The organism is Burkholderia sp. THE68 (genome assembly GCF_009938265.1).
GTDB lineage: Bacteria > Pseudomonadota > Gammaproteobacteria > Burkholderiales > Burkholderiaceae > Caballeronia.
On sequence record NZ_AP022315.1, the window covers coordinates 2,297,920 to 2,309,876 of the forward strand.

An 11,957-nucleotide genomic window follows, 5' to 3' on the forward strand; every position below is an offset into this window, starting at 1 on the left:
TTTTTGCTCCTTCTCAGGCCGCGCGCGCGGGCGCGGCAACCAGCCCGGCGAGGGCTGCGATACGGTAAAGGCCGTGCTCGGTGGCGTGCGCGACCGTCGTGGCATCGTGGCAACCGAAGCGCGCGAGCGCGGTGCGATAGCGGTCGCAGAGCGCATCGTTGCCGATCAGCCGCAGCGTCCGGCCTGCGAGCGACGCCTGCTGGCGCGCGAGCACTTCGTTCAGGCCGCGCAATTCGTGACCTATCAGGAGGCCCGACAGATAGTCCGGCTGCTGCTCCGCCGTAAGCTGACCCGTGAGGCCGAGCGTGCGCGTGCTGAAGATCGTCGCGAGCACGCCGGGATGACCGGCATCGCGCGCGGTATCGACGCCGCGCAGGAACACCGGTTCATCGTGCGTCGGGCTCGGATGCATCGTGCGGCCGAGGATCGTGTGATCGCGCAGCGCGCCGAAGGTCTCGCCGGTCATGAAGGTGTAGAAGCGCTCGATGCGCTCATCGTTCACGAACACCCATTTCGCGTGCGTGCCCGGCAAGCCGATCAGCGCGCCGCCCGCCGCGCCCGACGCAGGGTCGCTGGCGAGCGCGCCGAAGATCTGCGTTTCCTCGCCGCGCATCACGTTCGGCAACGCGCCCGGCTCCAGCACGCCCGGCACGACATGCACCGTGACGCCGCGCGCCGTCTTCACCTTGACGATGCCCGCGACGAGCGCATCCGCGCCCGCCGGCGTTTCGACGTACGGCGCTTCCACCCAGCCCTGCGCGCTGCCGACCATGCCCGCCGCGATGACGGGAACCCGGGCAGCATCGAGCCACGCGCCGCAGGTTTCCTCGAACGCCTGATCGAAGCCGCCTGCGGGCAGGTTCATGATGCCCGCCGGCGATGCGCGCGTATCGAGCGCGACGCCGTCCGCGCCGAGCAGATAGGCGCGCAGGGACGTCGTGCCCCAGTCGAGCGCGATCAGTGCCGCCGCGCTCATCGCTTGATCCTGCGCGCGGACTGCGGCGCGCGCCAGCCGAGTTCCTCGGAGATCGCGCGCGCCTCGCGCTGCAAGACCGGAATCAGTTCTTCCATGCGCTCGTGCGGCATATAGGGAATCGTGCTCGCCACCGACAACGCCGCGACGATCGCGCCCGACGCATCGCGCACGGGCGCGGCGACGCAGCGGATCGACGCTTCGTTCTCTTCGAGATCGAAGGTGAAACCGCCTTGCGAATAGCGCGTCATGCGCTGCAGGAAGGTGTCGAAGTCGGGGCGGTTATCGGGCTTGAAGCTCGTCTTCGCGAGCGCGCGATGCGACGCGTCGAGCAGCCTCTTCCACGCGTTCGCTTCGAGGTCGAGCATCATTGCCTTGCCGATGCCCGTCGACGCGAGCGGCATGCGGTGCCCGACGCGCGAGCGCATCTCGAGGCCGCGCGTGCCGGGAATCTTGTCGATATAGAGCACGTCGTCGCCGTCGCGCACGCCGAGGTGGATGGTGTCGTGCGTGTGATCGGCGAGCGCCTGCAAGTGCGGGCGGGCGACCGTCGTGAGCGGCATCTGTTCCAGCGCGATCGTGCCCAGTTCGATGAGCTTCGGTCCGAGCAGATAGCCGCCCTGCACCTGGCGCAGATAGCGCGCCTGCACGAGCGAGCTGACGAGCCGGTGCGTGGTGCTGCGCGTCGTGCCGAGCGCCGCGCCGAACGAGCGCAGATCGCGCGCGCCGTTGGCGGCGGCTTCGAGAATCGCGAGGCCGCGCAGCAGCGTCTGCGTGCCGGCCTGTTGCGGCGTGATGTCGACGAGTGCGCTCGGCAGCGCGATAGCGTCGGGATCGGGCAGGTGTTTCGTTGCGCTCGCGCCGCTCGGCTTCGCGCGCGGGCCGCTGGTATGCGCGGCTTGCGCTTCGGCGGCGTCGGTTTCGGGATTCTGGAATTGGGTCATGGCGCGCGTTCCTCGTCGCTCAGCGCGTGGATCGCGATGCGAGTGGGCGCAAAGTCGAACCAGCGTGCGAATCGTGCGGATCGTGCGATGAGGCCCGCGAGCGCGGGCAGGCGATCGAGTGCATGACGTGTCTCCGTTGTTCTGGTCGTGCGAGCCGGTTTCTCCCGGTCTTTGCACGCATGTGCCGTTTGGCTTGGTCGGATTGTAGTTCCGCCTCTCCGAATAATTCAATATGTGATCGCACTGTTCAGATGTTGGGAGGAAACCTGACTATCGACAGCCTTCTGAAACAAAAAAGCCCTGATAAATCAGGGCCTTACATTGTTTAGTTTGGTAAAGCTAAATTTCACTGCGGCAATTCCGCCGCCCCCATCCGCCGCGCGATGACGCCGGCCCGCTGCGACAGATACGGCGCACTGCGATGGTCGTCGAAATATTTGGGACGCGGCAGCATCACGGCGAGCCGCGCGCTCTGCCAGGCGGTCAGCTTCGCCGCCGATGTCTTGTAGTAATGCTGCGCCGCCGCTTCGGCGCCGTACACGCCGTTGCCCCATTCGACGGAATTCAGATAGATCTCGAAGATGCGTTCCTTGGTCCACCAGAATTCGAGCATCCACGTGATGACGAGCTCCTGCGCCTTGCGCACATAGCTCTTTTCACGCGACAGAAACAGATTGCGCGCGAGCTGCTGCGAAATGGTCGAACCGCCCGCGACGATCTTCCCGCGCGATTTATTCTTCTCCCACGCCTGCAGGATGGCGTCGGTTTCGTAGCCGTTGTTGTTGACGAAGTTGGCGTCTTCAGACGCGATGATCGCGCGCTTCAGGTTGCGCGAAATCTGCTCGTACGGCACCCAGGTGCGCTGCAACTCGATGCCCGGATGGGTCTTGGCGAGCGTCCACGCGTCGGCGCGCATGAACGCGGTCGGTCCGGGATTCACTACCGTCCAGATGCCGATCTGCGCGAAAAAGTAGAGCTGCGTCGCGATGAATGCGATGCCGAGCACCGCCACGCCATATGCGATCCAGCGCGCCGGGCCGAGCCGCACCGCGCGTCGCACGCGCGGCGTGCCGGTGGGCGTGCGGCTGCCGAGCGGCGCGGTCGTCATCAGGCTTTGGCTGCGAGCGCCTGGCGCAATTCGCGCAGCACCGCGCCACCGTCCGGGCGCACGCCGCGCCAGATGAAGAACGATTCGGCGGCCTGCTCGACCAGCATGCCGAGGCCGTCCGACGCGCGCGCGCCGAGTTTCGACGCGTGCTGCATGAAGACGGTCGGCTGCGCGCCGTACATCATGTCGTAGGCGAGCGTGCCCGCGCCGAACGCGCTGTCGTCGCAATCGGGCAAGGCGGCGTCGAGGCTGCCCGCGGTCGCGTTGACGATCACGTCGTAGCGGCCCCCTTCGGCGCTGTCCGCGCCGCCGCCCGAAAAGCGCACGCCGCATTCGGCCGCGTTGCCGGCGAACTGCTCGACGAGCTGCTGCGCCTTCGCCGCCGTGCGATTGACGATGGTCAGCGCCGCCGGCGCGCGATCGAAGATCGGCAGCACGACGCCGCGCGCCGCCCCGCCCGCGCCCAGCAGCAGGATGCGCGCGCCTTTCAGGCTCACGCCGAGATTCACTTCGATGTCGCGCACGAGCCCGACGCCGTCGGTGTTGTCGCCGCGCACGCCATCGGGACCGAAGGCCAGCGTGTTCACCGCGCCCGCCGCCGCCGCGCGCGGCGACAGTGAATCCGCGAGTGCGTGCGCTTCGAGCTTGAACGGCACCGTGACGTTCATGCCGCGTCCGCCCGACGCGATGAATTGCTTCACCTCACGCTCGAAACCGCCGAGCGGCCCGAGAATGCGCCCGTATTCGACCGGCTCGCCGGTCTGCGCGGCGAACTTCGCGTGAATCCACGGCGATTTGCTGTGCTCGATCGGATTGCCGATCACCGCGTACTGGTCTTTCATGGCGTCGGTTCCTGCGCGTCGTCCGGCGTTTCCGGTTGTGGCTGCTCCGCCGGCGCTTCCGCCTGCGCTTCGGCTTCGCTTTCGGCGGAAAGATCGGTCGTCTCGATGATCTCTTCTTCCGCCTCTTCTTCCTCGACCGGCGCGCTCGCGGCGGGCGCATCGATGACGTGCAGCAGACGGCACGACGCTTCGACGGTCAGCTCATCGATCGATACGACTTCCAGCATCACGCGCGTGCCGCGCGCATGCACGCCGAGACCCGGCACGTGCAGAATCAGCGGGATTTCTTCGAGCCGGACGAGATCGTCCTTGATGACCGACGCCGGAACGTGTTTCCTGTTCTCCTGCTTCAGCCAGCGCAGGCACCAGAAATACTCCATGCGGCGCTGGTGATCGGCATACGCGGTATAGGTATCGTCGAAGCCCTGCACGACGGCGAAAAGGTCCGCGTCCTTCGGCTTGAACGGCGCGGCGAGCTTCGCCGTCACGCCGTGCTGCACGCACGCGATCAGTTGCCATTGATTGACGAGATCGACATAACGGCGCAGCGGCGACGTGCTCCACGCGTATTGCGCGACACCCAGACCTTCGTGCGGCGCCGGCGTCGTCTGCATGCGCGTGCGCTTCGGGCCCGGGCCGCCGAAACCGCGCTGCGAGCGATAGATGCCCGGCACGCCGTGATCGTTCAGGAACGCGCCCCACGACGAGTTCGCGAGAATCGCCAGCTCCGCGACGATCAGGTCGAGCGGTGACCCACGACGGCGCGGCGTGATCGAGATGTGCTCGCCATCGACGTAAAAGTTGAAGTCGTTGTTGCGCTGCACTTCGCGCTTCAGACCATAGGTGGCGCGCGCCTGCTGCCGCTTCTCGAAGAGCGCCTGCGCGAGCGGCCACAGCACCGCGATGTCCGCCTTGTGCGGATAGTCGCCCGTGCCCGCCGCGAGACTTTCCTCGGTGACGAACTCGTCGAGATGGTTGTGGCGCAGATTGCTCTTCACGAACACGCGCTCGGCGCGCGTTTCCGTCGCGACGATATCCTGCGTCTCGCGATTCACGATGATGTACAGCGACAGCGCCGGGCGCAGTCCGCCTTCGCCGAGCGTGAACACATCGACGACGTTGTCGGGCAGCATCGTGATCTTGTCGCCGGGCATGTAGACGGTCGACAGACGCCCGCGCGCGATCGCGTCGATCGCGTCGCCGCGTGTGATGCCGAGCGCCGGCGCCGCGATGTGGATGCCCACGCGCACGCGGCCATCGGAAAGATGCTCGACGGAAAACGCGTCGTCGATTTCGGTCGTGGTGACGTCGTCGATGGAGAAGGCTTCGACATGCGCTTCGGGCAGATCGTCGGGCAGCGGCCCCGGCTGCACCGACGGAAAGCCGATGCCGTGCGGAAAATGCTCCGACAGAAAGCGCGCTTCGTGCAGCGCGCGCGGCGATGCAATGCCGCCGCATTCCAGCATCAGACGCGCCTGCGAGATGCCGCGCGCAGCCGCCGCCGCTTCGAGCGCCTTGTACTCGATGGAATTCTTGTCCGGCTTGGTGAGCAGGCCGAGCGCCTTGTCCTTCAGCGCGTCGGGCAGTTTGCCCGCCTTCAGTTCCTCTTCGTAGCCCTGCTGCACGAGCGCCTGCTGACGCTTGCGCTCCAGCCCGGCCAGCGCCATCTGCAACTGTTCCTGCGGCGCGCGCTGATACTGGCCGCGTCCCTTGCGCCGGAAATAGACCGGCGCGCCGTGCATGCGCAGGACGAGCGCCGCGCGTTCGGCGGGACCGAACTTGTCGCCGAAATAGTCCGCGCCGAGCGCCGCGAACGGGAATTCGTCTTCTGGCGCGCACTCCCACAGAAAGTCGAGATCGATGTCCTGCGCGATGGCGTCGGCTTCCTGCATCAGATCGCCGGCGGCGGGTTTATCGAATTCGATCAGCACATCTTTGGCGCGCACCTTCGCGCGCCGCCCGCCCGGCAACTCGACTTGGAACGCGTCGCCCTGTTTGGACAGCACCGATCCGGCCTTGAAACTACCCGATTCCTCGAAGAAAACGTTCACTCAATACTCTCGTAATACGGTGGACCGGGCCGCGCTCGTGCGGCAGGCGCGCCGGTGGTTGAATGGGTTTGCCCGCATCACGCGGCGGCCGGCGCAACGAGCGGCGGCGCCTGATCGCAGAACGCGAGGACTTCGGCGAGATGCGCGGGGAAGTCGCTGATTGCGTGATCGCCGCCCTGAATCAGCGTGGTGCGCGCGCCGGGATAGTGGTCGAGCATCGTGCGGTAATCGAGCACTTCGTCGCCGGTGGCCGCGATCAGATAGTAGCGCTCGGGCCGGGTGATCGAGGCGACGGAAAGCGCGCGCAACTCGTCGAGGTGGCGCGGCAAGACCGTGATGCTGCCGTCGCCGTGCCACAGCGGCTGTTCGCCGAGAAAATGGCTCAGATCGCGCTGCGGCACGACCGCGGGATTGAGCAGCACGGCGCGCCAGCCGTGCTTTTCGGCGAGATAGGTGGCGTAGTAGCCGCCGAGCGAACTGCCGACGACGGTCACATCGGCCGGGCTCTCGGCCGCCGCGAGCGATTCCGCCAGCGCGACGGCGTCGAACGGCGACACCGGCAGCGTCGGGCACTGCCATTCGCCGAGCCTCCCGAGTTCCGCGAGACGCGCGCGCATCACGCGCGCCTTGAACGATTGGGGAGACGAGCGAAAGCCGTGCAGATAGAGAATCACGAATGTCCTCCTGCGCCACGCGCCGAGAGCGCGTCGAGCAGTTTCTGATGGACGCCGCCGAAGCCGCCGTTGCTCATCACGAGCACGTGGTCGCCGGGGCGCGCGGCTGCCGCGACCGCCTTCACCAGAGGTTCGATCTCGTTGAATGCCCGCGCCTTGTCGCCGAGCGGGGACAACGCCTCGGCGAGATCCCAGCCGAGCTTGTCGCGGCCTTCACGCGCGCCGTAGCCGAATACGAGGTCCGCATTGGCGAGACTCGCGGGCAACTGTGCCTTCATCGTGCCGAGCTTCATCGTGTTCGAGCGCGGCTCCAGCACCGCGAGAATGCGCGCCTGGCCGATGCGCGTTCTCAGTCCCGCGACGGTCGTGTCGATCGCCGTCGGGTGATGCGCGAAGTCGTCGTAGACGGTGACGCCGTCGACGCTGCCTTTCACTTCCATGCGCCGCTTGACGTTGCGAAAGCTCGCCAGCGACTTCACCGACTGCGCCGCCGGCACGCCGACCGAACGCGCCGCCGCGATCGCCGCGAGCGCATTCATGCGATTGTGCTCGCCCTGCACCTGCCAGTCGACGACGCCCTGACGCTCGCCCTCCCAATACACGGCGAACTGCTGGTCGACGTTCGCGCCATCGGTTGCGGGCAACGCCTGCCAGCCGCCCTCGACGCCGAAGCGCTCGACGCCCGACCAGCAGCCGCGCGTGAGCACGCGCTCCAGCGCGTCCTCGCGCCCGTTCGTCACGATGCGGCCGACGCCCGGCACCGTGCGCACGAGATGATGGAATTGCGTTTCGATCGCGGCGAGATCGGGAAAGATGTCGGCGTGATCGAATTCGAGATTGTTGAGCACCGCCGTGCGCGGACGGTAATGGACGAACTTCGAGCGCTTGTCGAAGAATGCGGTGTCGTATTCGTCGGCTTCGATGACAAAGAAGCTCGAATCCGTCAGCCGGGCGGAAATGCCAAAGTTGAGCGGCACGCCGCCGATCAGAAAGCCCGGGTTCATGCCCGCGTCTTCGAGCAGCCACGCGAGCATGGAGCTCGTCGTGGTCTTGCCGTGCGTGCCCGCGACGGCGAGCACCCATTTGCCGTTGAGCACGTGCTCGCCGAGCCACTGCGGGCCGGATGTGTAAGGCAGACCGCGATCCAGGATGGCTTCCATCAGCGGATTGCCGCGCGTCACGACGTTGCCGATGACGAACAGGTCCGGCTCGAGCGCGAGTTGCTCGACGCCGAAACCTTCGATCAACTCGATGCCCTGCGCTTCGAGCTGCGTGCTCATCGGCGGGTAGACGCCCGCGTCGCAGCCGGTGACCTTGTGGCCCGCTTCGCGCGCCAGGACGGCGAGTCCGCCCATGAAGGTGCCGCAGATGCCGAGGATGTGGATGTGCATAAACCGTGTCGCGCCGCGCGGGCGATTGAGATGCCGAAACAGGAAACGGCGCCGTACGGGTCAACCTAAGGGCAAACCCGTGCAGAAAGGCGCCTGAAGGCGCATATTGTAACCGAGCAGGCCAGGCGTTCCGCCGCCGGCGCGAGCCTGCGGCAAGGGTCCGCCGCCCGGGTCCCAGAAAGGCCGTCCGAGGTTATCTAGTATCATTCCCGCCATGGTTCGCAAAACACATTTTGATCCGCAGCGCGTGCGCGAGGAAATCGCGATTGCGGCTGCGCGGATGATCGCCGAGGACGGCCTCGACTACGCCACCGCCAAGCGCAAGGCGGCGCGGCAGGTGATCGGCGAAGCCAGGATCGGCGGCGAGTTCCTGCCCGATAACGACCAGATCGAAGAGGAAATCCGCACGTACCAGGCGATTTTCCAGGGCGACAGCCAGCCGGCCGTGCTGCGCCACATGCGCGAAGTCGCGCTCGACTGGATGGATCGGCTGAAGCCCTTCGATCCGTATCTGACGGGCGCGGTGCTAAATGGCACGGCGGGCGAGCATTCCGATATCCATCTGCAATGCTTCTGCGACAATCCGAAGGAAGTCGCGATCTACCTGTTGAACGCGAACATGCAGTACGACGTATCGGAGACGCGGCATTTCGCCGGGCGCGGCTATGTCGAGACGCTGAGTTTCCTGCATCGGGTGCGTGGCGAGGAACCGGTCGGCGTGCATATCGCGCTCTATGGCGCCGATGACCTGCGCGGCGCGGTGCGCGCGGATGGCCGCGGACGGCTCGCGCGCGCGAATGCGGCGGCCGTGCGCGCGCTGCTCGATCATCCCGATGTCCCGCCGCTGGAAGTCGGCGGCTGACCTTTCTTCTGGACGCTCATGAAAAGCACACGCATTCTGGCGGCCCTCGTGGTCGCGGTCGCCGCGACCGTCGGCGGTTTCTACGCGGGTCATCTGTTCACCGGCAGCGATACCGTGGCCGCGACGCCGGCAAGCGGCAACGCCGTCGAACAACTCTGGAAAGCGACGCCGCCCGGCGCCTCGGGCACGGCGCAGCCGCTCGCGGCGTACCGGGGCAAGCCCGTCGTCGTCAACTTCTGGGCCTCGTGGTGCGGGCCGTGCGTGAAGGAAATGCCGACTCTCTCCGCGATGCAGCGCGACTATGAGAAGAAAGGCATCACGTTCATCGGGCTCGGCGTCGACAGCGAAAAAAACGTCAACGACTTCCTGAAGAAAGTGCCGGTCGCCTACCCGGTCTACGTCACCGGATTCGGCGGCGCGGATCTTGCGCGGAGCTTCGGCAACAATGCCGGCGGCTTGCCGTTCACTGTCGTGATCGATGCCAAGGGCCAAATCCGCTCGACAAAATTGGGCGAAGTCGATCCCGCCGAACTGAAGCACACTCTGGACAGCCTGTAAAAATTCGCAGCTTTTAGGCAGCGGCTTGCGCTAAGTAAGCGGCGAGTTAAGGTACAGTACGGCGATCTTGCGGGGAATTCAGCTTGTCCCACGGCTTGGGATGGTAATTTCTCCCGCCGTTTCAGAACGACCTGCACGGTAAAACTAGACAAAATTCTCTAAACGGCGCTAAAGTGCGCCGAATTCCGCACAACCTGAAGCGACCATGACAACTCTGCCGGTGCCACGAGGCTACCTCGCCGTCGAGTCCGACACCCGTGAAAGCGGTGCCGGCCGCGTCGGGGCATTCGCGGCGGTCATGTCGTCCGGGCGCGCGCTTCAAAGCGACCACGATGACGCGTTCGATATGAACGCGTCGGGCGTGCCGACCGATTCCGCCGCCGTGGTTTCCGTCGGCGCTTGCATGGGCGCGGAGATGCGCGGCGTGTTTGCGCATGTCGGCCGGCTGGCCGCGCCGGTTCGCGGCTGAGCAGTCAGAACACCCACAAATCAAGTCAAGTGCCGGGCAGATCCCGGTCTCCAAGTATTGAAAGGGGAATTTTCGATGGACCTTCGTAAACTGAAAACGCTGATCGACCTCGTCTCGGAATCCGGCATCTCGGAGCTGGAAGTGACGGAAGGCGAAGGCAAGGTTCGCATCGTCAAGAACGCCGCGCCCGTCTACATGCAGGCGCCGCAGCAATACGCGCCGCAAATGCAGGCGCCGGCCGCGCCGCATTTCGCCGGCGCGGGCGAGGCAGGCGCACCGGCCTCGGCGGCCGCGCCGGCCGTAGTCGCACCGCAGGGTCACGTCGTGACTTCGCCGATGGTCGGCTCGTTCTATCGCGCGCCGTCGCCGGGCGCGGACCCGTTCATCCAGGTCGGCGATACGGTGAAGGAAGGCCAGACCCTCTGCATCATCGAAGCGATGAAGCTCTTGAACGAAATCGAATCGGACAAGGCTGGCGTCGTGAAGGAAATCCTCGTCGAGAACGGGCAGGCGGTCGAGTACGGCCAGCCGCTCTTCGTGATCGGCGACTAAGGGCGCACCGGGCCGTGCCGCGGATGCGCCTCGCAGCCGCCGCCGGCTTCACCGCCCCGGCGCGCTTCATGCGGCATCGATCCGTCGAGAAGCGCGCCGCCGATTGGATCCCCGAGGGCCGCTCGCGCGAGCCCGTTGATGAGCCGACCCACTATGTTTGAAAAAATTCTCATTGCGAACCGCGGCGAAATCGCGCTTCGCATCCAGCGCGCGTGCCGCGAGCTGGGCGTCAAGACCGTCGTCGTCTACTCCGAAGCCGACAAGGAAGCGAAGTACGTCAAGCTGGCCGACGAAGCCGTGTGTATCGGACCGGCGCCGTCGAACCTGTCCTACCTGAACATGCCGGCGCTCATCAGCGCGGCCGAAGTCACCGACGCCGAGGCCATCCACCCCGGCTACGGCTTCCTCTCCGAAAACGCCGACTTCGCCGAGCGCGTCGAGCAATCGGGCTTCACCTTCATCGGGCCGCGTCCCGAAACCATCCGCCTGATGGGCGACAAGGTCACCGCCAAGCAGACGATGATCAAGACCGGCGTGCCGTGCGTGCCGGGTTCGGAAGGCGCGTTGCCCGAAGATCCGCGCGAGATCGTGAAGATTGCGCGCGCGGTCGGCTACCCGGTCATCATCAAGGCGGCGGGCGGCGGCGGCGGGCGCGGGATGCGCGTGGTGCACACCGAAGCGGCGCTCGTCAACGCGGTCAACATGACGCGCGAGGAAGCGGGCCGCGCCTTCGGCAACCCGCAGGTGTACATGGAGAAGTTCCTCGAGAATCCGCGCCACATCGAGATTCAGGTGCTGTCGGATTCGTTCCGCAACGCAATCTGGCTCGGCGAGCGCGACTGCTCGATGCAGCGCCGTCACCAGAAGGTGATCGAGGAAGCGCCGGCGCCGGGCATCGCGCGCCGGCTGATCGAGCGCATCGGCGACCGCTGCGCCGACGCATGCAAGAAGATGGGTTATCTCGGCGCGGGTACCTTCGAGTTCCTGTACGAGAACAACGAGTTCTACTTCATCGAGATGAACACGCGCGTGCAGGTCGAGCATCCGGTGACGGAACTCATCACGAGCGTCGACATCGTGCAGGAACAGATCCGCATCGCCGCGGGCGAAAAGCTCTCGATCCGCCAGAAGGACATCCAGTTTCGCGGCCACGCGATCGAATGCCGCATCAACGCGGAAGATCCGTTCAAGTTCACGCCTTCGCCGGGACGCATCACGTCGTGGCACACGCCGGGCGGTCCGGGCATCCGCGTGGATTCGCACGCGTACGCCAACTACTTCGTGCCGCCGAACTACGATTCGATGATCGGCAAGCTGATCGCGTACGGCGCGACACGCGAGCAGGCGATCAACCGCATGCGTATCGCGCTGTCGGAAATGGTCGTCGAAGGCATCTCGACCAACATTCCGCTGCATCGCGAGATGATGATCGACGCAAAGTTCGTCGAGGGCGGCACGAGCATCCACTACCTCGAAAACAAGCTGGCGGCGCGACAGGCAGCCGTGGCGGAAGAGTCGTAAGCCGAGCGAGAG

The 11,957-nt window shown here is 65.9% G+C and carries 12 protein-coding genes; 5 read left to right on the forward strand and 7 right to left on the reverse strand.

The genetic code is table 11. The annotated features are described in order from the left end of the window. Positions 1-13: 13 nt before the first annotated feature. From BTHE68_RS10835 to mpl, 7 genes are all read right to left on the reverse strand, one after another. Positions 14-976, reverse strand: coding sequence for a 2-dehydro-3-deoxygalactonokinase (locus tag BTHE68_RS10835; RefSeq protein ID WP_162066328.1), 963 nt, complete (start codon positions 974-976; stop codon positions 14-16). Next, positions 973-1,917 (reverse strand): IclR family transcriptional regulator, encoded by a 945-nt coding sequence (locus tag BTHE68_RS10840; RefSeq protein ID WP_162066329.1) that lies wholly within the window; start codon positions 1,915-1,917, stop codon positions 973-975. The genes BTHE68_RS10835 and BTHE68_RS10840 overlap by 4 nt, the downstream gene beginning before the upstream one ends. A 346-nt stretch (positions 1,918-2,263) precedes the next feature. Then, positions 2,264-3,025 carry a monofunctional biosynthetic peptidoglycan transglycosylase gene (mtgA, locus tag BTHE68_RS10845; protein WP_174258008.1) on the reverse strand — a complete coding sequence of 254 codons (762 nt, stop codon included), beginning with the start codon at positions 3,023-3,025 and terminating at the stop codon, positions 2,264-2,266. Further along, positions 3,025-3,867: a shikimate dehydrogenase gene (gene aroE / locus BTHE68_RS10850; RefSeq protein WP_162066330.1), complete on the reverse strand. Its 843-nt coding sequence runs from the start codon at positions 3,865-3,867 to the stop codon at positions 3,025-3,027. Before aroE ends, mtgA begins: the two co-directional genes overlap by 1 nt. Next, positions 3,864-5,918: a ribonuclease catalytic domain-containing protein gene (locus tag BTHE68_RS10855; RefSeq protein ID WP_162066331.1), complete on the reverse strand. Its 2,055-nt coding sequence runs from the start codon at positions 5,916-5,918 to the stop codon at positions 3,864-3,866. Before BTHE68_RS10855 ends, aroE begins: the two co-directional genes overlap by 4 nt. A 77-nt stretch (positions 5,919-5,995) precedes the next feature. Then, positions 5,996-6,592 (reverse strand): YqiA/YcfP family alpha/beta fold hydrolase, encoded by a 597-nt coding sequence (locus BTHE68_RS10860; protein ID WP_162066332.1) that lies wholly within the window; start codon positions 6,590-6,592, stop codon positions 5,996-5,998. Beyond that, positions 6,589-8,025 (reverse strand): UDP-N-acetylmuramate:L-alanyl-gamma-D-glutamyl-meso-diaminopimelate ligase, encoded by a 1,437-nt coding sequence (mpl, locus tag BTHE68_RS10865; RefSeq protein WP_502710585.1) that lies wholly within the window; start codon positions 8,023-8,025, stop codon positions 6,589-6,591. The genes BTHE68_RS10860 and mpl overlap by 4 nt, the downstream gene beginning before the upstream one ends. Before the next feature lie 172 nt (positions 8,026-8,197). On the opposite strand from mpl, the gene BTHE68_RS10870 reads away from it, so the two are divergent. The 5 genes from BTHE68_RS10870 to accC all read left to right on the forward strand — a co-directional run bounded on the left by BTHE68_RS10870 (position 8,198) and on the right by accC (position 11,945). Beyond that, positions 8,198-8,845 carry a UDP-N-acetylmuramate--alanine ligase gene (locus BTHE68_RS10870; protein WP_162066334.1) on the forward strand — a complete coding sequence of 216 codons (648 nt, stop codon included), beginning with the start codon at positions 8,198-8,200 and terminating at the stop codon, positions 8,843-8,845. Between the two features lie 18 nt (positions 8,846-8,863). Further along, positions 8,864-9,403, forward strand: coding sequence for a TlpA family protein disulfide reductase (locus BTHE68_RS10875; RefSeq protein ID WP_162066335.1), 540 nt, complete (start codon positions 8,864-8,866; stop codon positions 9,401-9,403). A gap of 205 nt (positions 9,404-9,608) precedes the next feature. Continuing rightward, entirely contained in the window at positions 9,609-9,872 is a 264-nt protein-coding gene (locus BTHE68_RS10880; protein WP_162066336.1) for a hypothetical protein, read from the forward strand. A gap of 75 nt (positions 9,873-9,947) precedes the next feature. Next, the gene (accB, locus tag BTHE68_RS10885; protein ID WP_162066337.1) at positions 9,948-10,424 is read left to right on the forward strand and encodes an acetyl-CoA carboxylase biotin carboxyl carrier protein; all 477 of its coding nucleotides are present in this window, start codon (positions 9,948-9,950) and stop codon (positions 10,422-10,424) included. Positions 10,425-10,577: 153 nt separating this feature from the next. After that, a complete protein-coding gene (accC, locus tag BTHE68_RS10890) occupies positions 10,578-11,945 on the forward strand; it encodes an acetyl-CoA carboxylase biotin carboxylase subunit (protein ID WP_062255370.1) in 1,368 nt (455 codons plus the stop codon). Positions 11,946-11,957 lie beyond the last annotated feature (12 nt).

Bases quoted from the DNA above. Each gene is read 5' to 3' on its own strand.
- BTHE68_RS10835 (WP_162066328.1), bottom strand. From the start codon at position 976: ATGAGCGCGGCGGCACTGATCGCGCTCGACTGGGGCACGACGTCCCTG.
- BTHE68_RS10840 (WP_162066329.1), bottom strand. From the start codon at position 1,917: ATGACCCAATTCCAGAATCCCGAAACCGACGCCGCCGAAGCGCAAGCC.
- mtgA (WP_174258008.1), bottom strand. From the start codon at position 3,025: ATGACGACCGCGCCGCTCGGCAGCCGCACGCCCACCGGCACGCCGCGC.
- aroE (WP_162066330.1), bottom strand. From the start codon at position 3,867: ATGAAAGACCAGTACGCGGTGATCGGCAATCCGATCGAGCACAGCAAA.
- BTHE68_RS10870 (WP_162066334.1), top strand. From the start codon at position 8,198: ATGGTTCGCAAAACACATTTTGATCCGCAGCGCGTGCGCGAGGAAATC.
- BTHE68_RS10875 (WP_162066335.1), top strand. From the start codon at position 8,864: ATGAAAAGCACACGCATTCTGGCGGCCCTCGTGGTCGCGGTCGCCGCG.
- BTHE68_RS10880 (WP_162066336.1), top strand. From the start codon at position 9,609: ATGACAACTCTGCCGGTGCCACGAGGCTACCTCGCCGTCGAGTCCGAC.
- accB (WP_162066337.1), top strand. From the start codon at position 9,948: ATGGACCTTCGTAAACTGAAAACGCTGATCGACCTCGTCTCGGAATCC.
- accC (WP_062255370.1), top strand. From the start codon at position 10,578: ATGTTTGAAAAAATTCTCATTGCGAACCGCGGCGAAATCGCGCTTCGC.